The organism is Burkholderia sp. WAC0059, assembly GCF_002870125.1.
Lineage (GTDB): Bacteria > Pseudomonadota > Gammaproteobacteria > Burkholderiales > Burkholderiaceae > Paraburkholderia.
In genome coordinates this window covers 200,773-222,864 of record NZ_PNEO01000003.1, presented here as the reverse complement: position 1 = coordinate 222,864, position 22,092 = coordinate 200,773, and the positions used below count along the sequence as shown (strand labels likewise).

At 67.3% G+C, this 22,092-nt stretch carries 19 protein-coding genes; 5 read left to right on the top strand and 14 right to left on the bottom strand.

Going from position 1 to position 22,092, the window contains the following annotated elements; all coding sequences use genetic code 11:
* The first annotated feature begins 39 nt into the window (after window positions 1–39).
* Both CY652_RS23825 and CY652_RS04650 read left to right on the top strand, forming a co-directional pair.
* Window positions 40–351 (top strand): hypothetical protein, encoded by a 312-nt coding sequence (locus tag CY652_RS23825; protein ID WP_146010027.1) that lies wholly within the window; start codon window positions 40–42, stop codon window positions 349–351.
* Between the two features lie 241 nt (window positions 352–592).
* Complete coding sequence (locus CY652_RS04650; protein WP_102129532.1) at window positions 593–1,093, top strand: hypothetical protein; 501 nt, start codon at window positions 593–595, stop codon at window positions 1,091–1,093.
* Window position 1,094: 1 nt separating this feature from the next.
* Here CY652_RS04650 and CY652_RS04645 read toward each other — a convergent pair whose 3' ends face one another.
* Window positions 1,095–3,542, bottom strand: coding sequence for an AsmA family protein (locus CY652_RS04645; RefSeq protein WP_102129531.1), 2,448 nt, complete (start codon window positions 3,540–3,542; stop codon window positions 1,095–1,097).
* Window positions 3,543–4,094: 552 nt separating this feature from the next.
* Here CY652_RS04645 and serB point away from each other — a divergent pair.
* The gene (gene serB, locus CY652_RS04640) at window positions 4,095–4,958 is read left to right on the top strand and encodes a phosphoserine phosphatase SerB (RefSeq protein WP_102129530.1); all 864 of its coding nucleotides are present in this window, start codon (window positions 4,095–4,097) and stop codon (window positions 4,956–4,958) included.
* A 27-nt stretch (window positions 4,959–4,985) separates the two neighbouring features.
* On the opposite strand, the gene CY652_RS04635 is transcribed toward serB, so the two are convergent.
* From CY652_RS04635 to rimO, 4 genes are all read right to left on the bottom strand, one after another.
* Window positions 4,986–6,173 carry a cystathionine beta-lyase gene (locus CY652_RS04635; protein ID WP_102129529.1) on the bottom strand — a complete coding sequence of 396 codons (1,188 nt, stop codon included), beginning with the start codon at window positions 6,171–6,173 and terminating at the stop codon, window positions 4,986–4,988.
* Window positions 6,174–6,282: 109 nt separating this feature from the next.
* Window positions 6,283–6,945 (bottom strand): hypothetical protein, encoded by a 663-nt coding sequence (locus tag CY652_RS04630; RefSeq protein WP_102129528.1) that lies wholly within the window; start codon window positions 6,943–6,945, stop codon window positions 6,283–6,285.
* Window positions 6,946–6,966: 21 nt separating this feature from the next.
* On the bottom strand, window positions 6,967–7,962 hold the full coding sequence (locus tag CY652_RS04625; RefSeq protein ID WP_258002189.1) for a sugar kinase: 996 nt from the start codon (window positions 7,960–7,962) through the stop codon (window positions 6,967–6,969).
* Window positions 7,959–9,320: a 30S ribosomal protein S12 methylthiotransferase RimO gene (gene rimO, locus CY652_RS04620; RefSeq protein ID WP_102129527.1), complete on the bottom strand. Its 1,362-nt coding sequence runs from the start codon at window positions 9,318–9,320 to the stop codon at window positions 7,959–7,961. The genes CY652_RS04625 and rimO overlap by 4 nt, the downstream gene beginning before the upstream one ends.
* A 518-nt stretch (window positions 9,321–9,838) precedes the next feature.
* On the opposite strand from rimO, the gene CY652_RS04615 reads away from it, so the two are divergent.
* On the top strand, window positions 9,839–10,222 hold the full coding sequence (locus tag CY652_RS04615) for a hypothetical protein (RefSeq protein WP_258002188.1): 384 nt from the start codon (window positions 9,839–9,841) through the stop codon (window positions 10,220–10,222).
* Window positions 10,219–10,641, top strand: coding sequence for a hypothetical protein (locus tag CY652_RS04610; protein ID WP_102129526.1), 423 nt, complete (start codon window positions 10,219–10,221; stop codon window positions 10,639–10,641). The genes CY652_RS04615 and CY652_RS04610 overlap by 4 nt, the downstream gene beginning before the upstream one ends.
* A gap of 102 nt (window positions 10,642–10,743) precedes the next feature.
* Here CY652_RS04610 and CY652_RS04605 read toward each other — a convergent pair whose 3' ends face one another.
* The 9 genes from CY652_RS04605 to phaC form a co-directional block, all read right to left on the bottom strand.
* Window positions 10,744–12,231, bottom strand: coding sequence for a SulP family inorganic anion transporter (locus tag CY652_RS04605; protein WP_102129525.1), 1,488 nt, complete (start codon window positions 12,229–12,231; stop codon window positions 10,744–10,746).
* 259 nt (window positions 12,232–12,490) lie between these two features.
* The gene (locus CY652_RS04600; RefSeq protein WP_102129524.1) at window positions 12,491–13,399 is read right to left on the bottom strand and encodes an SMP-30/gluconolactonase/LRE family protein; all 909 of its coding nucleotides are present in this window, start codon (window positions 13,397–13,399) and stop codon (window positions 12,491–12,493) included.
* The gene (locus CY652_RS04595) at window positions 13,396–14,232 is read right to left on the bottom strand and encodes a citryl-CoA lyase (RefSeq protein ID WP_102129523.1); all 837 of its coding nucleotides are present in this window, start codon (window positions 14,230–14,232) and stop codon (window positions 13,396–13,398) included. The genes CY652_RS04600 and CY652_RS04595 overlap by 4 nt, the downstream gene beginning before the upstream one ends.
* A 27-nt stretch (window positions 14,233–14,259) precedes the next feature.
* Entirely contained in the window at window positions 14,260–15,720 is a 1,461-nt protein-coding gene (locus CY652_RS04590; RefSeq protein ID WP_102129522.1) for an MFS transporter, read from the bottom strand.
* Between the two features lie 35 nt (window positions 15,721–15,755).
* Window positions 15,756–16,964: a CaiB/BaiF CoA transferase family protein gene (locus CY652_RS04585; protein WP_102129627.1), complete on the bottom strand. Its 1,209-nt coding sequence runs from the start codon at window positions 16,962–16,964 to the stop codon at window positions 15,756–15,758.
* Between the two features lie 293 nt (window positions 16,965–17,257).
* On the bottom strand, window positions 17,258–17,854 hold the full coding sequence (gene phaR / locus CY652_RS04580; protein WP_102129521.1) for a polyhydroxyalkanoate synthesis repressor PhaR: 597 nt from the start codon (window positions 17,852–17,854) through the stop codon (window positions 17,258–17,260).
* A gap of 141 nt (window positions 17,855–17,995) precedes the next feature.
* Window positions 17,996–18,736, bottom strand: coding sequence for a 3-ketoacyl-ACP reductase (locus CY652_RS04575; protein ID WP_102129520.1), 741 nt, complete (start codon window positions 18,734–18,736; stop codon window positions 17,996–17,998).
* 83 nt (window positions 18,737–18,819) lie between these two features.
* A complete protein-coding gene (locus tag CY652_RS04570) occupies window positions 18,820–20,001 on the bottom strand; it encodes an acetyl-CoA C-acetyltransferase (protein WP_102129519.1) in 1,182 nt (393 codons plus the stop codon).
* An 89-nt stretch (window positions 20,002–20,090) separates the two neighbouring features.
* Window positions 20,091–22,019 carry a class I poly(R)-hydroxyalkanoic acid synthase gene (gene phaC, locus CY652_RS04565; RefSeq protein ID WP_180970407.1) on the bottom strand — a complete coding sequence of 643 codons (1,929 nt, stop codon included), beginning with the start codon at window positions 22,017–22,019 and terminating at the stop codon, window positions 20,091–20,093.
* Window positions 22,020–22,092: the final 73 nt, after the last annotated feature.

Below are 22,092 nucleotides of genomic sequence, written 5' to 3'. Positions count from 1 at the left end.
CCCCGGGCGGCGGCCCCGCCGCCTCGTTCACCGTCCGTCATGTTGCCTCCGAAGAACCCGCCGGCCCGCCTGCATGAACAAAAGGCGGCCGCGCGGGACAATGCGCCGTTTCCGGGCGAAATGCAGAACATGGCAGTCTTGCCGTTCCGGCGGACGAAACGCGCGCGGCACGCCGGCGCGCGGGACAGCGCCTCGCGCAAGTTCCTGCATGAGACCACGCCGACGCTCGCGTCACGGTGCGTCACGGCAAGCAACGCCGCACTCGCCGCGCGAACCGCGCCAGATGAACCAGAAGAATTAGTTCATTATCGACGCGAATCGGCGGGATTTCAACGCGGGCGCTGCGCGTAAAAATACGCGGCTATCCGGCTTTTTTTCTGGAAAAGCGCACCACCGCCGGCGCTCACGGGTCTATTATTGAGACGAAGACAGAGCCAGGACGCACAAGCACAAGACCGTGCGCGGCCTTCGGTCTGGCACGGGACATGCGAGACCCGCACGGGAATGGCGGCAGCCGCCACTCGTCGTGAATCCGGCTTGTCCGTGTGCTATAAAAGATCGACGTGCGCCGCGCGCAGCCGGGAGTGGTCGCATGAGAACGCTGCGTTTTTTGCAATTCTTTTTCAGGCGAGTTTTTATGTCCTACCCGAAAAAGCGTAAGCGCGTGAAAGCGGATAGCGAGGAATCGTTTCTCGCCGTATTGACCCGTTTCAGGCCGTTCGGTCAGCTCGACACCAAGATCGCGCGGGCTCGCGCACAGGACGAACCCGTGCTGTACGCGCACGTGCTGCCCGGGCTCGACGTCCTGCTGTGCAGCGTGCGCGGTGCGCAGCCGCCCTATCCGGGCACGGCCGAATTGCGCCGGCGCTGCATCGAATCGATCGCGCATGCGCTCGAGCAGCCGATCGAAGGGCTCGAGAACGGCGGCTACTGGTACGCGGCGGACGGCTTCGGCTTCCTCGTCTTCGCGAGCCGCGCGCGCGGCCGCATCCTCCAGGAGTTCGGCGCGGCGGGCCCCGCCGGAACCACGACGCGGCGCAATACGCGTCGCCAGAGTCCGGCCAGCGATACGGCGCCGCGCTCGCTGCGTTAGTTCATCCGTGGCTGTATAGGTTCGACGTGTCGTCGCCCGGTGGCATGGCCGCCCCGGACGACGCGCCCGCTGCGCCCCCTTTTTCTCCCGCCGCGCCCTTTCCTTCCGATCTCCTTGCAGCGCTCTGGCCGCGCGTTTGCCGCGCACCCGGCGCGTGCGGCGTGGCCGAAGGCTGCTCGCGCATCTGCGCGATCAGCGTCGAGCACGGCAGCGGCTGGTTGTTGCTCGGCGCGATCAGCGGGATCAACGCGGCGAGCGGATTGATCAGCCCGAGGCCGAGCATCGCCCCGCCGCGCAGGGCGAGCGCCGTGACGTCGACGCCGACGTGCGGCGCCTCGAACGTGCCCTTCACGTAAAGCGGCGAGCGCAGCGAGAAAACCCGGAAGCCCTTCGTGTGCGGATGGATGCTCAGGTTCATCGACTCGTCGCGCAGATCGACGTTGCCGTTGATGTCGATGACCGCGTCGTCGGTGTCGAGCGCGAATATGCGCGAGTCGAGCACACCGTTCGTCACGACGAAGTCCGCCGCAGCGCAGTTGATCCGCACGTCCTTGTTGCTGAAGAGCTTCTCGTACACGACGTTCGCGACGTTCAGGCCCGCCGCTTCCATCAGGAGCCGGCTGATCGTGCCCTGCGTGACGAGCCCCTTCACCTCGCCGTTCGAGGTGCCAGCGAGCGCCGCCGGCGAGTTGCCGGTGGCCGAGAGCGCCGCGTCGCCGTTGATTTCGCCGAGCGCCGACTGCATCGACTTCGCGCGCGGGAAAAGCTGCCTGAGCTTCAGGTGACGCGCCTCGACCGTGCCGCGCGCCCTGAGCGGCGCGCCGCTGCCGTCGAGCCGCAGGTTCGTGGCAAGCGTGCCGCCGGCCACGCCGAAGCGCAGCGGATCGAGCGAGAGCACCCCGTCCGTCATCGTCACGTGCGTATAGAGATCGCTGATCGGCAGGCTGCCCTGCCTGACGATGCGCCGACCCGTGAAGGTCACGTCGGCGTCGATGGCCTTCCAGCGATCCGTATGGAATGCCTCGACCGGCAAGACGCGGCCGGTGGGCTGTTTCACCGCGTCGCCGCGCTTGACCTTGCTCGCCTGGCTGTCCGCGCCGATGATCGGCGCGAGGTCGGAAAACTGCAGCAGGTTCGACACGAGGTCGCCTTTGAGCAACGGTCGCGGCTCGCGCTGGAAATAGGTGAGCGAGCCGTTCAGGTCGCTGCCGCCGACGCGGCCCGTGAAGTGGTCGTAGCGGAACTCGCTCGCGTGCGGATGGAACGCGCCGATCAGATGGCCTTCGGTCGCGAACGGCGGCGTCTCGGGCAGCGTCACGCCGGTCAGGCCGTAGAGATGGGCCATGCTGACGCCCTGCAGCCAGAGCCGCAAGTCGATTGCCGCCAGATGGGCGGGGTCGGTCAGCGTGCCGACCAGCGCGACGTGCATGTCGCCGGCCCGCACGTCCGCCTGTACCGGAAACGGCCGGCTCGCGTCCTGCAGCGCGAGCACGCCGCCGAGCCGGCCGCTGCCCGATACCGGCGTGCGGTTGTAGGTGCCCTTCAGCGTCCAGCCGATCGAGTAGAGCGGCGCGGCGGGACGGACGGCTCCGGCCACGCTTGCCGCCGATGCCGTGGCGGACGCGGCGCGGGCGCCGGATGCGGCGGAAGCTTCTGCCGAAGACGACGCGTTCGCCGCCGAAGCACCCGAAGCCCCGGAAGCAGCCGTGGCGGCCGAGGCCGAAGCCGCCTCGGAAGCCTCGACTGCGTTCGCCTGGCGAGCGAGCCGGTCGGCGCCGCTGCGGCCGACCACCTGCGCCGAGCCGCTGCGCGAGGCGTTTTCCTGCTGCTGCATCACCTCGCCGATCGGAATGGCCTGGCCCAGCGTATCGAGCGTCAACTGCACGTCCGTGTGGGCCTGCGCATCGTCGTAGCCGATGCTGCCCTTCGCGAAAGCGATGTCGTGCAGATCGAGCCGCCAGATCGAGGGCCCGCTCGAGCTGGGCGTCGGGAACGTCCAGTTGTTGCGTCCGTCCGCGAGCCGCTCGAGATCGACGGACGGATTGACGAGGTCGATGGCCGGAATCGCGATCTCGTGCGCGAGCAACGGCAGCACCTCGACTTCGAAATCGATTTCGTCGAGCCCCGCGAAGCGCGGCTGCTTCGCCCAGCCGGGATTGGCCACGACGATCCGGGTCGCCGAAAAGCGCGGCCACGGCACCCATGCGCGCCAGCCCGTCTCGCCGACCGGACGACGCCAGTCGATCTTCAGGTCGCCCTCGATCGCGAACGGCCGCCCGATGGCCACGCTCACCTTGTCGTCGACCCAGGGCTTTGCACGGTTCCAGTCGAACGTCAGGGCAAACACAACGATCGCCGCGATCAGGACAACGACGATCGAGACAAACCACGCGACGCTCTTGCCGACGATTCGGCCGATACGGCGCGCTTGAGGACGTTGGGACGTCATGCAGGCTCCGTTGTTTTTCTTCGCTCTTACGACTGCAGTTGACCGCAGTTTACGTGCCCGATTCGGGCCGCGCCGCCATCGTACACCGCGATGCGCTGCGCGGTGCGGCCCTGGTCGTTCCCGGCCTGCGCCGCCGGCCTCGCCGTCGGGTCCGCGAAACGAACCACGAACCGTGAACGACGAACCGCCCCGAGCCCGAACGGACGACTGGGCCAGTCCCCTCTCGCGTCGAAGGCCTAAGCCGATCTCGCCTTCAACCGGGCGGACATGTCGCCTTAGTGAACGACGAGGCGGTCAGCGTCAAACCCGGTCTCCCACTGTGCGATCGGACTCGACGCCACTCGCCCGCCGGAGCGTCGATCCTCTCTCATCTGGGCGATCCCTCTACCCGCGCCGCGCGTTCGCGCCGTCCAAAACGCTCGCCGTTATCGATCGTCCCGGCAAACCTTTCGGCAACCCGTCGTACCGGGATGCCGCTCCGGCCCGAGCACGCCTGAGGCTACAATAGCCGGATTTTTCCCGCGCCGGCGCGCGCCCTCCCGACCTTCAGCCATGAATCTCGTCATCCAGAGCCCCGAGCCGCTTGCCTTTGCCCATCACAAGCCGCTCGCGGCCCTCGCGCGCGGTAGCCGCGTCACGGCCGTCGACGCGCACGCCATCCGCATCGAGGACGCCGATCCCGCGCAACGCCGCGACCTCGACGCCTATTGCGGCACGCACCGGCTCGACTACGGGTTCGTCGAGGCCGGGCGCACGCTGGCCGACTTCGGGCTCGTGGTCATGGACATGGACTCGACGCTCATCACGATCGAGTGCATCGACGAGATCGCCGATTTCTGCGGGGTAAAACCGCAGGTCGCGGCCATTACCGAGGCGTCGATGCGCGGCGAGATCCGGGACTTCAACGAGAGCCTGGCCCGCCGCGTGGCGCTGCTCAAGGGGCTCGACGCGCAAACGCTCGAACGCGTCTACGAAGAGCGGCTCCAGCTTTCGCCGGGCGCGACGCAGATGCTCGCGGGCGCGAAGGCGGCCGGGCTGAATACGCTGCTGGTGTCGGGCGGATTCACGTTCTTCACCGACCGGCTCAAGGCTCGGCTCGGCCTCGACTACGCGCACGCGAACACGCTCGAGATCGTCGACGGCAAGCTGACCGGCCGCGTGAGCGGCGAGATCGTCGACGCCGACGTGAAGGCGCGCACGCTCGTCGAGACCTGCGCGCGGCTCGGCATCGAGCCGTCCCGCGCGATTGCGCTCGGCGACGGCTCGAACGACCTGAAGATGATGGCCCGGGCCGGCCTTTCGGTCGCGTTCCGCGCGAAGCCCGTCGTGCGCGAAGCCGCGAGCGTCTCGTTCGATTTCGTCGGGCTCGACGGGCTGCTCAGGCTCTTCGGGAACGGCCCGGCGCAGCCGGCCTGACCTCGTGCGCTGGCGACAACGCGACGCTCAACCCAGCGTCGCGAGTGCCCGCTCGATGTCGGCGCGCAAATCGGCCTCGTCCTCGAGACCGATGTAGAAGCGCACGAGCGTGCCGCGATAGGGCCAGCGCGCGGCCGTGCGCATCGCCGGGATGTTGTACGGCATCGCGAGACTGTGCGCGCCGCCCCAACTCCAGCCGAGCGCGAACAGCGCGAGCGACTCGCAGAACCCGTCGATCTGCGCGGCGCTGTAGCGCTCGTCGAACACCACCGAGAACAGGCCGCCCGCCCCGCTGAAGTCGCGCACGAAGAACGCATGCCCTGCGCAGTCGGGCAACGCGGGATGCAGCACGGCCGCGATTTCGGGCCGCGTTTTCAGCCACTTCGCGATGGCGAGCGCGCTGCGGTCGTGCGTCTCGAAGCGCGCCTTCATGCTGGCCAGGCTGCGCAGCACGAGCGAGCAGTCGTCCGCAGACACGCCCACGCCCATGCGCATGCGCGCGAGCTTGAGCTTCAGGTGCAGTTCCTGCTCGCGCGTGACGACGGCGCCCATCAGCACGTCGCTGCCGCCCGACTGGTATTTCGTCAGCGCCTGCACCGAAATGTCGAGGCCGTGCTCGAACGGCCGGAACGCGAGCCCGGCCGACCAGGTGTTGTCGATGGCCGTGACGACGTTGCGCGCGCGCGCGGCGGCCGCGATCGCGCGCACGTCGGGCACTTCCATCGTCACCGAGCCCGGCGCCTCCAGCCAGATCAGCCTCGTTTCCGGGCGGATCAGTTCCGCGATGCCCTCGCCGATCATCGGATCGTAGTAGCGCACGCTCAGGCCGAAGTCGCGCGCGAGCCAGTCGCCGTGCTCGCGGTTGGGCGAGTAGACGTTATCGGGAATCAGCACGTCGTCGCCCGCCTTGAGCAGACCGAAATAGACGTTCGAAATGGCCGCCAGCCCCGACGGATACAGCAGCGCCTGCTCCCCGCCCTCTATCGCCGCGAGCCGCTGCGCAAGCGCGGCTGAGGTCGGCGTGGCGTGCAGCCCGTAGCGCCATTGCGCGTCGTTGCGCCAGTCGAGCGCGTGCACGGATGCGACGTCGGGAAACACCACGGTCGAGGCCCGCGCGACGGGCACCGAGAACGATTCGAAGCCGGGCGCGAGGTCGTCCTGCGGATGCACGATGCGCGTCTGCAATGCGCGGCTGGGGTCGGATTTATGGTTCATGTCGAAAGAGGAGCGAGGAAAACGCTGATCGGAGCGGCGCGTGCGGGGCGCCGCCGCGCACCTGGAAGCATAACCGGAGCCGTGGCAGGCCGGGCGGCCCAACCGCGAATCAGTCGTCCGTGGTCAGATTGCCGACGCCGCCGACCGGGTGCGGGCCGGGCGGCACTGGATTGGCAGGCGGACTCGCGGCGGGTGGATCGACGGGCGCGACCGCACGGGGAGCCGCATCGGCCGGCGACGCTTGCCCGTCCGTCGCGGGTACGGCCGCGCCGGGCGCCACAGCATCCGGCGGCACCGGCCCGCCTGCCGCGGGCACGGGCGTACCGGCCGCGAGCGGGTGCAAATCGAACGGCTGCGGATCGGAGTCGTCCACGTTCATCCGGTCGCCCGACAGCGAGCCGTCGGCCGCGAACGTGCCGACCCAGTTGCCGGCGATGTTCGTGCCGTCGTCCGATTCCTCGGCCTCGAGCGTGTCGCCCTCGCGATCGCCGGCGATCAGGACAACCTCGCCGGTATCGACGAACTGGTATTCGCCGCGCAGGCCGCCGGGATCGCCAGCTTGCGTCTGCGGGCCGAGGCGCAGCACGATCCGGCGCTTGCCGAGCGTGCCGGCATAGCGCGGGAAATGCGCGAATTCGGGGTTCGGTTCGAGCCGCTGGCGCACCGGCTGCGCAGGTTGAGTGCTCTGCGCCCCCTGCTGGGCGAACGCGACCGGCGGCACGGCAAGCGCCGAGACAGCGAACACGACCGCACGGACATGCCGTATCGACATCGACGTCTTCCTCTCCTGCTTTCAGTTTTCCTGTTTCGTTGCCGCTCCGGCGCCCACGGCATTCGCGAGTGCCCGCTCGACCGCGTCGCGCCGCGGAATCGGCGCGACCGCGCCATAGCCTTGCGTCGACAGCGCAGCGGCGACGTTCGCATAGCGCGCGGCAGCGAACGGCGTGTCGCCCGCGACGAGCCGGGCGACGAAGGCGCCGCCGAAGCAGTCGCCGGCGCCGGTCGCGTCGACGGTCGGCACCGCGTGGCCGGGCACGAGATGCCGTGTCCCGGGCGTCGCGACGTACACGCCCTCGCGGCCGAGCTTGAGCGCCACGACCGTTGCGCCCTGCGCGAGCAGAAAGTCGACGATGGCGTCGCGATCGGTCAGTCCCGTCAGGGCCGTGACGTCGTCCCAGCTCGGCAGGCAGATGTCGGTCCGACGCAGCACGTCGAGCATGACGGCACGGGCGCGCGCGAGCGGCCAGAGCTTGAGCCGCAGGTTCGTATCGAAGCTCACGCGCACGCCGTTCGCGCGGGCGTGTTCGAGCGCGGCCAGCCCCGCGTCGCACGCGCGCTCGCCAATGGCGACGCTGACGCCCGACAGATGCAGCACGTCCGCCGAGGCGATCGTCGCGAGCGGCAGATGCGCGCTCGCGTAGCGGCTCGCGGCCGAACCCGCGCGCAGGTAATCGAACACGTGGCCCTGCGGGCCGTGCGAGACGAAATACACGCCGGTCGGCGCCTCGGGATCGATCCGCACGCATGCGGTATCGATGCCCTCGCGCGCCCACAGGTCGAGCAGCAGTTGGCCGAAACGGTCGCCGCCGACGGCCGAGACGAAGCCCGTGCGTACGCCCTGGCGCGCGGCCGCGACGCAGAAATTCGAGGTGTCGCCGCCGAACCCCTGCAGATACTCGGGCTTGGCCGCCGACACCTGATTGAACTCGACCATCGCCTCGCCGAACGCGAGCACCCGCGCTGCGGGCGAGAGCGCCTTCGAATCGCCGCGCTGCGACGGCGTGCTCAAACCTCGCCCCAGAGGTCGTGACCGTCCGCGCCGGTAATCTTCACCGACACGAAGTCGCCGACCTTGTAGCGCTTCGACGCCTTCGTGGCCGGCGCGACATAGACGACGCCGTCGATTTCCGGCGCGTCCGCCGCCGTGCGGCCGATCCCGCCGTCCTCGTTGATCTCGTCGACGAGCACCTTGAGCGTCTTGCCGACCTTGCGGCCGATCCGCTTCGCCGACACCGCTTCGGCCACTTCCATGAAGCGCGCGCGGCGCGCCTCGCGCACTTCGTCGGGCAGCGCGCCGTCGAGCTCGTTGGCGCTCGCGCCTTCGACCGGCGAATAGGCGAAGCAGCCCACGCGGTCGAGCTCCGCTTCGCGGATGAAGTCGAGCAGCGTCTCGAACTGCGCCTCGGTTTCGCCCGGAAAGCCCGCGATGAACGTGCTGCGGATCGTCAGGTCCGGACACGCGGCCCGCCATGCCTGCACGCGTTCGAGCACTTTCTCCGCGTTGGCCGGCCGCTTCATCCGCCGCAGCACCTCGGGATGCGCGTGCTGGAACGGCACGTCGAGATACGGCAGCACGTGGCCCCTGAACGGGCCGTCGGCCATCATCGGAACGATCTCGTCGACGTGCGGATACGGGTAGACGTAATGCAGGCGTACCCAGGCACCGTACTGGGCCGCGAGTTCGCCGAGCGCGCCGACGAGTTCGGTCATGCGCGTCTTCAGCGGCCGGCCGTTCCAGAAGCCGATGCGGAACTTCACGTCGACGCCGTAGGCGCTCGTGTCCTGCGAAATGACGAGCAGTTCCTTCACGCCGGACTTGAAGAGATTTTCGGCCTCGAGCATCACCTCGGCGACCGGACGCGACACGAGATCGCCGCGCATCGACGGAATGATGCAGAACGTGCAGCGATGATTGCAGCCTTCGGAAATCTTCAGATAGGCGTAGTGGCGCGGCGTCAGCTTCACGCCGGCGGCCGGCACGAGATCGATGAACGGATCGTGCGGCTTCGGCAGATGGCTGTGCACGGCCTGCATGACTTCGCCGACTGCGTGCGGGCCCGTCACGGCGAGTACCTTCGGATGCACGTCTTCGATGAGCCCCGTGCCGCTCGCGCTCTTCTTCGCGCCGAGACAGCCCGTCACAATCACCTTGCCGTTCTCGTTCAGCGCCTCGCCGATGGCGTCGAGACTTTCCTGCACCGCCTCGTCGATGAAGCCGCAGGTGTTGACCACGACGAGGTCCGCCCCGTCGTAGGTGCCGGAGATTTCGTACCCCTCGGCGCGTAGCTGCGTGATGATCTGCTCGGAATCGACCAGGGCCTTCGGGCAGCCGAGGGAAATCATGCCTATACGAGGCGCGCCTTTCATGCGATGACCTCGGGGTTACTTTGAGCGGCCCTCGGGCAACCGGGGGAAACTATGCCTACGCTGTACGACCTGGACATGGATGAGCCGGAGAAATTCGGTAAAAGCGTGAGTTTACAGCGATTTGGGTTCGGGCGACCCGGGAAAGGTGGGACGTCGGGGCGGGTCCGTGGTCAGACCGGCGCGGGCCGCGAGCAGCCCGCGCCGGAGCACGAAGCCAGGCGGTCGAAAAATCCGGGGGCGGTTTTAACCGGATAGATTGGCTGCAGCTATACAGAACAAATTTGGGACTCTATGGTTGGCGTAAATGTAAGGGATTATCTCTTTCATTGGCCGGGCGACAACAAGGCAACGGAACGAAAGAAAGCATTTAACGGGCCGACTTGCTCCTGCAAATAACCAGCCTGCTTATCTGTGGATTGCCCTATGCCGCTCGCATGCGACGGAAATATAAATGCCCCCGCGCCATCAGGGCTCCATAGACCTTTCCCTGCCGATCCGAAAAACATAAAACGACCAACATGATGAAAAGACCGACTTCGCTCAGTATTACCGGATGGTTTCTTATTGTCAGTTGTGCAATTAATTTCCTGAATCTGCATACCTTGCTACACAACCCCATTTCGCCAGAACTATCCAGGCTATCGCTATTGCCGTTATGGGCAACGGTCGCGATCGAGATCGTCACTTCGTTGCTGAATCTCGTCGTCGGCTTCGGCATACTGAAGGGATATCCGTGGGCACGCAAACTGTACGTCGGCGTAGCCGTGACTGGACTTGTGATTTCCTTCGTTGTCACGCCGGACAAGGCTATGCTGATTCCCGGGCTGGTCATCCTTGCACTGATCAGCTATATCCTGTTCCGCCCTGCTGCCAATGCCTATTTTCGTCGGGCCGCCGGATGAACCTTCTGCGAAAAGTGGTCAGCATGGTGCTGCATGGTCTGGCAAGCCTCTTTGTCTTTTATGGAGAAGTGATCGCTCTCCTGAGCCTGCCCGGTCAAGGCACCAAAGTATGGATGACCAGAATATTTCTGCTCGTTGCAGCGATCATGTTCGGCATTGCCATTGCCATCGGTAATTTTGCGAGCCGGTTCAAGCCAGTCGGGATAGGAATGCTGTGTGCTTCAGCAGCGAATGCCTTCCTGCTGCTCTGCATATTCTCGATGCTTTCGTCTCCTGAAATACTGGACGTGCTAGCCAGGCAAGGCGTGCCGTTCAACCGCTATCTGACTCGCCAGGGAATGCTGGAAAGCGGGGGACTAACGGCAGTCATTGCTGCCTTCGGCTGGATGATCGCAAGGCGCCGGCGCCTATCAGCGTGAATTACCGCTATTTGCCGTCCCTCCCCCAGGATGAGCCGTTTCGCGCGACAACGCCCGGCCGTTTTTCCGGGCGCGGCGTCTTTCAACAGCGCGGCCCGACGATCACCGGCCCGCGACCGAAACGCCCGCCCGCTCGACAACGTGCCGGCACCGCGACGACAGATGCGAGAACGTAACGTACTTGCCCGCCTTCCGATAGCGCTCCTGAAGCGTCTCGAGTGCGGCGATCGCCGAGTGGTCGGCAATGCGACAGTGCCGGCAGTCGATCATCACGCTGCGCGGGTCGTCGCCCGGTCGGAACAGGGCCTGGAAATGCGCCGTCGAAGCGAAAAACAGCGTGCCGTAAAGCGTGTAGGTGCGCGTATCCGCCGTTTCGTCGCTCACGTCGGCCCGAATCTCGCGCGCGTGCTGCCAGGCGAAATTCAACGCCGCGATGACGATGCCGCAGAGCACGGCAACGGCGAGGTCCGTGAACACGGTGATGATCGTGACGGCGATGATCACGAGCGCATCGTTGCGCGGCACCTTGTGCAGCACGCGCAGCGAGGCCCACGAAAAGGTCTGCTGCGCGACGACGAACATCACCCCGACGAGCGCGGCGAGCGGAATCCGCTCGATGAGCGGCGACAGGAACAGGATGTACAGCAGGATCATCACGCCGCTCGTCAGGCCGGAAACGCGACTGCGGCCGCCGGAGCCCAGATTGATCATGGTCTGGCCGATCATCGCGCATCCGCCCATGCCGCCGAACAATCCCGAGACGACGTTGGCCGCGCCGAGCGCCAGGCACTCGGCATTCGGACGGCCGCGCGTTTCCGTGATCTCGTCGGTCAGGTTGAACGTCAGCAGCGTTTCGAGCAAACCGACGGTCGCCATGAGCCCGGCATAGGGCAGCACGATCCGGAGCGTCTCGAAGTCGAGCGGAACGCCCGGCATCCGGAACGAGGGAAACGCGCCGGCGATGTGCGCCATGTCGCCGAGCGTGCGGGTCGGCACATGCGCGAATTCGCTGAGCAGGCCGACGCAGACGATCGCGACGAGCGCCGGCGGCAGGGCCTTCGTCACGCGCGGCAGCAGATAGACGATGAGCATCGTGAGCACGACGAGTCCGCCCATGATCAGCAAGGGCGTGCCGTGCAGCCAGACCTCTCCGGCCGGCGTAGCCTGTTTGAAATGCTCCAACTGGGCCGCCGCGATGATGATTGCAAGGCCGTTGACGAAGCCCAGCATCACCGGATGCGGCACCATGCGGATCAGCTTTCCGAGCCGCAGCAGACCGAACAGCATCATGATCGCACCGCCCAGCACGACGGTCGCGAGCAGGTACTGAACGCCGTGCTGCACGACCAGCGCGACGATGACCACGGCCATCGATCCGGCTGCGCCGGAAATCATGCCCGGGCGCCCGCCGAAGGCAGCCGTCAGCGCGCAGATGATGAATGCGCCGTAGAGCCCCATCAGCGGATTGAGGTGGGCGACGAGCGCAAAGGCGATGCATTCCGGCACGAGGGCGAACGACGACGTGACGCCGGCCAGGATGTTGCCGATCGGTTTCGAGAGCCATTGCTCCCGCGGACACTGGGTTCTCATGGGATGCGACCCGCGGTCGTGGGGCGGGCCTGAAAAACGTAAGGGAAGCGATGAAGAACGGGCGGAAGCCAGCCGCCGGCAGCGGGCGCGCCCGCTGCCGGCGGCTGGAGAGTGTACCCTGGTCCGCGAAGCGGCGTCGCGCCGCGAAAAAATGCGACCCTATCGAACGGGCCGGGTGACGACCTGAAAGGGCAAGATCGGAGCGGCGTACCGGCGAGACGGCGCAGATCGTCGCTATCGCCGGCTCGGCCGCATTGGGTCAGGCAACGAGTCCGCGCACGCCCCATTCGGCATTCAGCACCGCCCCGCTGCTCGAATCCGTGATGAACAGCGTGCTCTTCTGCGGACCGCCGAACGTCACGTTGGTGATCGTGCGTCCCGCGCACGACTCGATCTTCGCGATGCCCTCCCCGTGCGCGTTCAGCACGAACACCGCGCCCAGCGAGGCATGCGCGACGAACAGATTGCCGTCCGCGTCGATCGTCAGTCCGTCGGGGCCGCTCGTGCCGTAGAACTGCGCGAAACGCCCGACCTTGCTCGTGCTGCCGTCCGGCAGCAACGGCAGACGCCAGACCGAGTTGTCGCGCGTCATCGCCACGAACAGCACTTTCTCCTTGCCGTCGAGCACGAGCCCGTTGGGGCTCGGGCCGTTGTCGATCAGGCAGTCGAGCCGTCCGTCTGCGCCGAAGCGGAACACGCGGCCGGTCGGATCGTGCAGGCCCGTCTGGCCCTGGTCGGTGAAATAGATGTCGCCGTTGCGCGCCACGATCAGGTCGTTGACGCCCTTAAACCGCTCGCTGTTGCGGCGCGCGAGCAGCGGCCGGACCCGGCCTTCGGCCGGATCGAGCTTGAGAATGCCGTTCTTGTAATCCGCGATGATCAGGTGGTGCTGCGCATGCCAGGCGAGCCCATTCGGTTCGCCGTCGTACTCGGCCACCACGCTCCATTCCAGCGCGGGCGTGATCCGGAAGATGCGTCCGTGCGGAATGTCGACGATGTACAGGTTGCCCTGCGGATCGAAGCACGGCCCCTCGATGAAGCAGTCGATCGGCTCGCCGCCCTTGTTGGCGCGCGACCATTCGGAAACCACGCCATGCTTGCGCAGCGCGTCGGGCATCGACGCATAGACGGTCGTGCCGATGATTTTCGGGGCAGGCGTCCAGCTCATCGTTCTTCTCCGTCGTAGTGGCGCTCGGCCGCGCCCGTGTATCGGTAGGGCATCTGGCGCGGCATCGGTCCCTTGTTGCGTTCGGCGCGACCGCGCTGCTCCCAGGCGTGAGAGAGAATGCCGACCGCGCGCGACAGGCAGAAGATGCCGCGCGCCAGTTCCGGCGCGAAACCGAGTTCCGCGTAGATGACGGCGGTCGCGCCGTCGATGTTCATCGGGATCGGGCGATCCTTGCGCGCCTTCAGCAGCGCCTCGATGCCGCGCGCGATCGCCGCGTAGCGGCCGGACACGACGCCCGCGGCCACCGCTTCGTCGACCATCGCCAGCAGGCGGCCCGCGCGCGGATCGACGGGATGGAAGCGATGGCCGAAACCCGGCAGATACTTGCCGTGCCCGGCAATGAACGCGTCGACGCAGGTCTCGACGGCCGCTCCGAGCGCGGCGCCCCGCTCCATGGCCTGCTCGATCTGATGGAACAGCTCGACCGACTGCTGCCCCGCGCCGCCGTGCACGTCGTCGAGCGTGTTCAGCGCCGAGGCCATCGCGCCGTTCAACGGCAGCCCGCAGCTCACCGCCATGCGCGAGATCGCGATCGAGGGCGCGTGCGGACCGTGGTCGATGGACGCGACGAGCGCGGCCTCGAGCAGGCGCGCCTCGCCGGTGCCGGGCAGCTCGCCGCGCAGCATCAGCCAGATCATCTGCGGAAAGCTGATCGCGCCGATGAGCTCCTCGATCGGATAGCCGCGCACGCGGATCGAACCCGGATGGATGTCGATGATCGACGTGCTCCAGTAGTCGGCCGCGAGGGCCTGAAAATCCTGTGGGTTGGTCATGGGTGAATGTCCCTCGGTTGTACGGTCTTAGCGGTTGATGTCTTCGAGCGCCCGCCCCTTCGTCGCGGGCCCCATCACGCCGATCAGCAGCATCACGAACACCATGCAGCCGCTGATCATGTAGAAGACCCCGGTCGCGCCGAAGTCCCGCAGGAAGAACGCGACGAGAAAGCCCGAGAAGATCGCGGCCAGCCGGCTCCACGAATAGACGAAGCCGATCGCCCGCGCGCGGATTTCGGTCGGATACAGCTCGGACTGATAGGTCTGGAACGAGTAGGTCATGACCGTCAGCGAGAGGTTCATGCAGAACCCGAACACGATGAGCCCCGCGGAACCGGTCTGCCCCGCGAACAGCAGGCCGAACACCGCGACGGCGCCCGACGATCCGACGAGGCTCCACTTGCGCTCGACCCGGTCGGCGAAGTAGAAGAACACGGCCGGCCCGAGCGGCAGCGCGATCGACATCAGGAACGAGTACTGCAGGCTGTGGACGAGGCCGAAGCCCTTGCTCGCGAGCAGCGACGGGATCCAGTTGCTGAAGCCGTAGAAGCCGATCACCGAAACCGCGTTGAACACCGACATCATGATCGTGCGCTTCAGGTACGGCGCGCGGACGATGTCGACGAAGCGCCGCTCCGTGGTCGGCGCGCGGTGCTCGTTGGGCACCGGCCGCGGCAGCGCGGCGCCGTATTCGCGCTCGACCACGCGCTCGATCTGCTCCGTGACGCGCTGCGCCTCGTCGAGCCGGCCCCGCGCGACGAGCCAGCGCGGGCTTTCCGGAATGCCGAGGCGGATCAGCCAGACGAAAGCCGCGCCGATCGCGCTCGCGAGCACCACGCAGCGCCAGCCGTCGATGCCGAACGGGTGCTGCGGCACGAGCCACCACGACATCAGCGCGACGACGGGCACGGCGCAATACGGCACGATCTGCGTGATGATGAACGCGCGGCCGCGCAGGTCCTTCGGCATCAGCTCGGCGACGTAGGTGTTGATCGTCACCATCTCGACGCCGAGGCCGAGCCCGGCCAGGAGACGAAACAGGTTTACGCCGAGCGCGCTCTGCTGGAACGCCATCGCGATGCTCGCGGCCGTATAGGCCAGCAGCGCGACGACGAAGATCCGGCGCCGGCCGAAGCGGTCGGCGAGAAAACCGAGCCCCATCGTGCCGATGAAGAGGCCGATGAACGTGGCCGCGACGAACGACGCGATGCTGTCCATCGCGAAGATCGACGTCGACGCCTTCGCGAACAGGCCGCTCGCGATGAGGCCCGGCGCGACGTAACCGGTCATGAACAGGTCGTAGAACTCGAAGCAGCCGCCGAGCGACAGCAGAAAGACGATGGTCCAGACGTAGCGCGTGGCCGGCAGGCGGTCGAGGCGCGCGACGATGCTGCGCGCGACCGTCTCGGGATCGGCGTCGCGGCGCACGGCCTGCAACGGACTCGCGTGCCCGGGCGCGACCGGCGCCGCGGGAAACGGTTGTCTCATGAACTCCTCCAGTCGTTGATCGTTGTCGGCGGGCGTCAGATCGCCCCTTCGTCCTTGAGCTTCGCGATCGTCGCCGGATCGAAGCCGAGCCGCTCGAGGCGCGCCTGCGTGTGCTCGGAAAGATGCGGCGCGCGCGTCGCCGGGCGGCCGTCCTGCGTCTCGCCCTTCGCGTCGGCGAAGCGGAAGCCCGCGCGGGTCACGCGCTGCACCGTCTCGCCGTCGGCGAACGCGTGCACGAACTGGCGGCCGGCGATCTGCGGCTGGTCGATCGCGTCCGGCACGCTCAGCACGAGCCCGGCCGGCACGCCGACTTCGGCGAGACGCGCCTCCCAGTTGGCCGCGCTGTCCGCGGCGAGCGCGGCCTCGATCTCGCGCTTCAGCTCGGCCCGGTTCAGCTTGCGGGTGTTGCGGTCGGCGAAGCGCTCGTCCTGCGGCAGGTCCGGGCGGCCGATGGTCTCGCACAGCGCTACGAACTGCCGCGTCTCGTTCGCCGCGATGTTCAGCCTGCCCTCGCCGCACGCGAACGTGCCCGACGGCGCGGCGGTGAAGTTCTCGTTGCCCATCGGCGTCGGCCGAACGCCGGCGTTCAGGTAGTTGGACACCACCCAGCCCATCGTCGCGAGCGTCGCCTCGAGCATCGACACGTCGACGATGCGGCCTTCGCCGGTCCGCTGCGCGGCGAGCACGGCCGCGCAGATCGCGAGCGCCGCGCTCATGCCGCCCACCGTGTCCGAGACGGGATAGCCGACGCGCAGCGGCGCGCTGTCGGCGTCGCCCGTCACGCTCATCGCGCCCGACATGCCCTGGATGATCTGGTCGTAGGCCGGCCGGTGCGCGAGCGGGCCGTCGTTGCCGAAGCCCGAGATCGCGCAGTAGACGAGACGCGGATTGCGTTCGAGCAGCGACGGCGCGCCGAGCCCGAGCCGCTCCATCACGCCCGGGCGGAAGTTCTCGACGAGCACGTCGGCGTCGGCCACGAGCCTGCGCAGGATGTCCTTGCCCGCCTCGTGCTTGAGGTTGAGCGTCATCGACTCCTTGCCCGCGTTGACCGCGACGAACGACGCGCCCATGTTGCGGGCGGACGCCTGCGGATCGGCGCCGAGCCGCCGCGCGAGATCGCCGCCGTCGGGGTTCTCGATCTTGAGAACGTCGGCGCCGAGCAGCGCCAGTTGATAGGTGCAGAACGGCCCCGACAGCACGTTCGACAGGTCCAGCACGCGGATGCCCGAAAGCGGAAGCGAAATCATGGGGAAAGCCGTCCGGATGTTCGATCGTTCTTTCTGACAGAACGATGTTCTGAAATAACGCAGGCCGAATGCTAGTTTGCCAGGCGGCGACGAGGAAATCAGGGCTTACCCGAGTGCCGGCGCGATCGGCATGCGCAAGCCCGGCGGCAGCGGCGAGCAGGCGGATCGGCGGGGCGGGAAACTCGGGAGGAACGGCATGCGCATCGGGGCGATGCGCATGCGTGTCAGGCGGGAAGCGGAAAGGAAAAACGTCGATACGGCCGGCGATACGCGCAACCGGCGAGCCTCACTTACTTTTTCTCCTCGCCCTCGCCGGGCTGCTCGTGCGAGGGATGCGAGGGACTCGCGGGCGGCTTGAACGGGAAGCTGCTGAACATCGACTTCGCCTGGTTGCGCATCTGCTCCTGCATCTGCACGAACATGTTCTTCGATTGCTCGATGTAGCTCGTCATCATGCCCTGCATCATCGGCGCCTGCATGTTCATGAACTGCGACCAGACCTCCGGGTTCATCGCGTTACCTTCGTAAAGGTTCTTCGACTGGTCGGTCAGCTTGGTCTGGATGTCGATGAACGCCTGGATGTTTTTTTCGAGGTAGGTGCCCATCATGCCCTGCATCGCATGCCCGTAGAAGCGGATGATCTGCGAGAGCATCGACGACGAGAACATCGGCAGGCCGCCGCTCTCCTCCTCGAGAATGATCTGCAGCAGGATGCTGCGCGTCAGGTCCTCGCCCGACTTCGCGTCGATGACCTTGAACGCCTCCTGCTCGAGCACGAGCTGCTTCACGTCGCTCAAGGTGATGTAGGTGCTCGTCTCGGTGTCGTACAGCCGACGGTTCGGATACTTCTTGATCAGTCGTTCGGCGTTTTTCTTTGTAGTCGTCATCCTGTTTGCCCTTTTATGCGTCGGTGAAGCAGAAGCGGCCCGCCAGCGTCGCGCCGGCGAACGCCCGCGCGCCCGGTGGGCCGCCACCGTTGCCGACCCGTACGAAACGCCCGCCGCCAGCGCGCGAACGTCCCGCGCGGGTCAGCCCATATGCAATCCGCCGTTGAGCGAAAAATCGGCGCCCGTCGCGAAACCCGACTCGTCGGAGGCGAGCCAGGCCACGATCGAGGCGATTTCCTCCGGCGCGCCGAGACGCCGCACCGGAATGGTCGCGACGATCCGCTCGAGCACGTCCTGGCGGATCGACTTCACCATGTCCGTGCCGATGTAGCCCGGCGACACGGTGTTGACCGTCACGCCCTTCGTGGCCACTTCCTGCGCCAGCGCCATCGTGAAGCCGTGAATGCCGGCCTTCGCCGTCGAGTAGTTCGTCTGCCCGAACTGCCCCTTCTGGCCGTTCACCGACGAGATGTTGATGATGCGCCCCCAGCCGCGCTCGACCATGCCGTCGATGACCTGCTTCGTGACGTTGAAGAGGCTCGTCAGGTTGGTGTCGATGACGGCCGTCCAGTCCTCGTGCGTCATCTTGCGGAACACCACGTCGCGCGTGATGCCAGCGTTGTTCACGAGCACGTCGATCTCGCCCACCTCGGCCTTGACCCGGTCGAACGCCTCGCGCGTCGACTCCCAGTCGCCGACGTTGCCTTCCGAGGCGATGAAATCGAAGCCGAGCGCCTTCTGGTCCTCGAGCCATTTCGTGCGGCGCGGCGAATTCGGTCCGCACCCGGCCACGACCCTGAAGTCCTGCCGGTGCAGACGCTGGCAGATGCTCGTGCCGATGCCGCCCATGCCGCCCGTTACATACGCAATACGTTGTGACATAAACCTGCTCCCTCGTCATTTTCGGGCGGCCCCGGCCGCCGCCCCGACCGCGCCCGCTGTCGCGAGCGCGGCGCTCTCCTCCGTCAGGGCCGCTCGACCGCGAGCGCCACGCCCATCCCCCCGCCGATGCACAGCGAGGCGAGACCGCGCTTCGCGTCGCGCAGCTGCATTTCGTGCAGCAGCGTCACGAGAATCCGGCAGCCCGACGCGCCGATCGGATGACCGATCGCGATCGCGCCGCCGTTCACGTTCACCTTCGAGGTGTCCCAGCCCATCTGCCGATGCACGGCAAGCGCCTGCGCCGCGAATGCCTCGTTGATCTCCATCAGGTCCAGCTCCTGCGGCGTCCAGCCCGCGCGCTCGAGACAGCGCCGCGACGCCGGCACAGGCCCCATGCCCATCACCTTCGGATCGACGCCGGCGTTCGCGTAGGACCTGATCCGCGCGAGCGGCGCCAGGCCGAGCGCGGCGGCCTTGCTCGCCGACATCACGACCACGGCCGCCGCGCCGTCGTTGAGGCCCGACGCGTTCGCGGCCGTCACCGTGCCGTCCTTCTGGAATGCGGGCTTCAGGCTCGCCAGCGACTCGGCCGTCACGCCGTGGCGCACGAATTCGTCGGTCCTGAAGGCGAGCGGCTCGCCCTTTCGCTGCGCAATCTCGACGGGCACGATCTCGGCGTCGAAGCGGCCCGCCTTCTGCGCGGCCTCGGCCTTGTTCTGCGACTGGGCGGCGAACGCGTCCTGCTCCTCGCGCGTAATGCCGTACTCCCGCGCGACGTTCTCGGCCGTGACGCCCATGTGGTACTGGTTGTAGACGTCCCAGAGACCGTCGACGATCATGCTGTCGACGAGCTTCGCGTCGCCCATCCGGAAGCCGTCGCGCGAGCCCGGCAGCACGTGCGGCGCCGCGCTCATGTTTTCCTGCCCGCCCGCGACGACGATCTCCGCGTCGCCCGCAATGATCGCGTTGGCGGCCAGCATCACGGCCTTGAGCCCCGAGCCGCAGACCTTGTTGATCGTCATCGCCGGCACGGCCGCCGGCAGGCCGGCCCGGATCGAGGCCTGGCGCGCCGGATTCTGGCCCGAGCCGGCCGTCAGCACCTGGCCCATCACCACTTCGCTCACCTGCTCCGGCTTCAGGCCCGCGCGCGCCAGCGCGGCGCGAATGGCCACGGCGCCGAGTTCCGGTGCGGCGATTTTCGCAAGCGAGCCGCCGAACTTGCCGACCGCGGTCCGCGCGGCCGATACGATCACGATGTCAGTCATTTCCGGTTCCTTCGGGCCACGCGGCGTCGTGCGAACGCGCGCCCATCGAGTTGATCATCCGTTTGCGCCGTCCCAGGCGAAACGCGTCTTCAGTCGCGCTGCTGCACGTAACGGCCGGGCGCGGGTTCGATTTCGGGAAACGCGGCCGAGCCGGGGTGCACGCGCGGCCTGACCTTGCGGCCCGCGTGCGCATCGAGCCAGCCGGCCCATTCCGGCCACCAGCTACCGGGTTGCTCCTCGGCCTGCGCGAGCCAGTCGTCGGCGCTCCCGGGCCAATGCTTCGCTTCCGCTTTGACGTGCCAGTAGCTGCGTTTGTTCTTCGACGGCGGATTGATCACGCCGGCGACGTGACCCGACGCGCCCAGCACGAACCGGCGCGGCCCGGAGAGGAGCGGCATCGACGCGTAGGCCGTGCGCCACGGCACGATGTGGTCCTCGCGAGAGCCGTAGACGAACGTGGGCACGTCGATGCGCGACAGGTCGACCGGCTCGCCGCAGACCATCAGCGCGTCGGGCTCGCGCAGACGGTTCTCGAGATAGGTGTTGCGCAGATACCAGGCATACATCGGCCCGGGCAGGCTCGTGGAGTCGCTGTTCCAGTAGAGCAGGTCGAACGGCGCCGGCGTGCGGCCCTTCAGGTAGTTGTCGACCACGTAGTTCCAGACGAGATCGTTCGGACGCAGGAACGAGAACGTGTTCGCGAACTCGATGCCGCGCATCACCCCGGGCCGCGCGCCGCCCTGGCCGCCGATGGTCCGCTCGCGCATCTGCACGTGCGCCTCGTCGACGAACACGTCGAGCACGCCCGTGTCGGAAAAATCGAGCATCGCGGTGAGCAGCGTCATCGAGGCCGCCGGATGCTCGCCGCGCGCGGCGGCCACGGCCAGCGCGGTGGCGAGCATCGTGCCGCCGACGCAAAAGCCGAGCGTGTTGATCTGCTCGCGGCCGCTGATGCGGCTCACCGTCTCGATGGCGGTCAGCACACCCTCGTCGATGTAGTCGTCCCAGGTCTTGTGCGCGATCGACGCGTCCGCGTTGCGCCACGACACCATGAACACCTGATGCCCCGAGTCCAGCGCATAGCCGACGAGCGAATTCCCGGGCTGCAGATCGAGGATGTAGAACTTGTTGATGCACGGCGGCACGATCAGAAGCGGCCGCTCGCGGACCGTCGGCGTGCGCGGCCGGTACTGGATCAACTGGAACAGCTCGTTCTCGAACACGACCGCGCCCGGCGTCGTCGCGAGATTACGGCCGACGACGAAGCGCGATTCGTCGGTCTGGGAAATCTTGCCGCGCTGCAGATCGGCCAGCAGATTCCTCACGCCCTGCCGCAGGCTTTCGCCGCGACTGTCGAGCAGGGCCTTCTGGGCTTCGGGATTGAGCGCGAGAAAATTGCTCGGCGACGCGGCGGCCGTCCACTGCTCGACCGCGAAGCGGATGCGCTCGCGGGTTTTCGGATCGATGTCGATGGCGTCGACGAGCTCGCGCAGATAGCGCGCGTTGAGCAGATACCAGGCGGCCGTGAACGCATAGGCCGGCGTGTCCTTCCATTCGCCGGCGCTGAAGCGCCGGTCGGTCAGCGCGGGCCGCCTGGGATCGGACTCGGCGGCCTGCTGCAACAGCGCGGCGGCCTCGCGGGAATACTCGGCCTGGAGTTTCTGCAGCCGCCCGGGATCGATCGCCGCGCCGGGCAGCCCGAACGCGCCCGTCGCAGCGTGTTGTTCATGTTGCCCGTGTCGCCCCTGTCCCGGCACCGCCGACGGAAACGGCGCGAAATGCGCGCCCGCGCCGTTCGCCGCCGCACTCCACGGCCACGCCGATGCCGGCGCGGCGAACGGCGCGATTCCGGCTGTCGGGGATGGGATTTGCTGCGCAGCATTCGCGACGGACTGCCATGCGCGAACCCACGCATCGAACATCTGCTGCATTCCGGCGACATCGCGATACGGCTGCTCGGCTCCCCCGGCCGGAGCGCTCCGGCGCGCGGAAGTCGTGGTGCGTTGTGATGCCGTCATACCTGCTTGAGGCCGATGCGTCCCGGGGAGGGACTGGTTAGAGGCAGGCTTGTCCGCGCAGGGACGCGCCGTT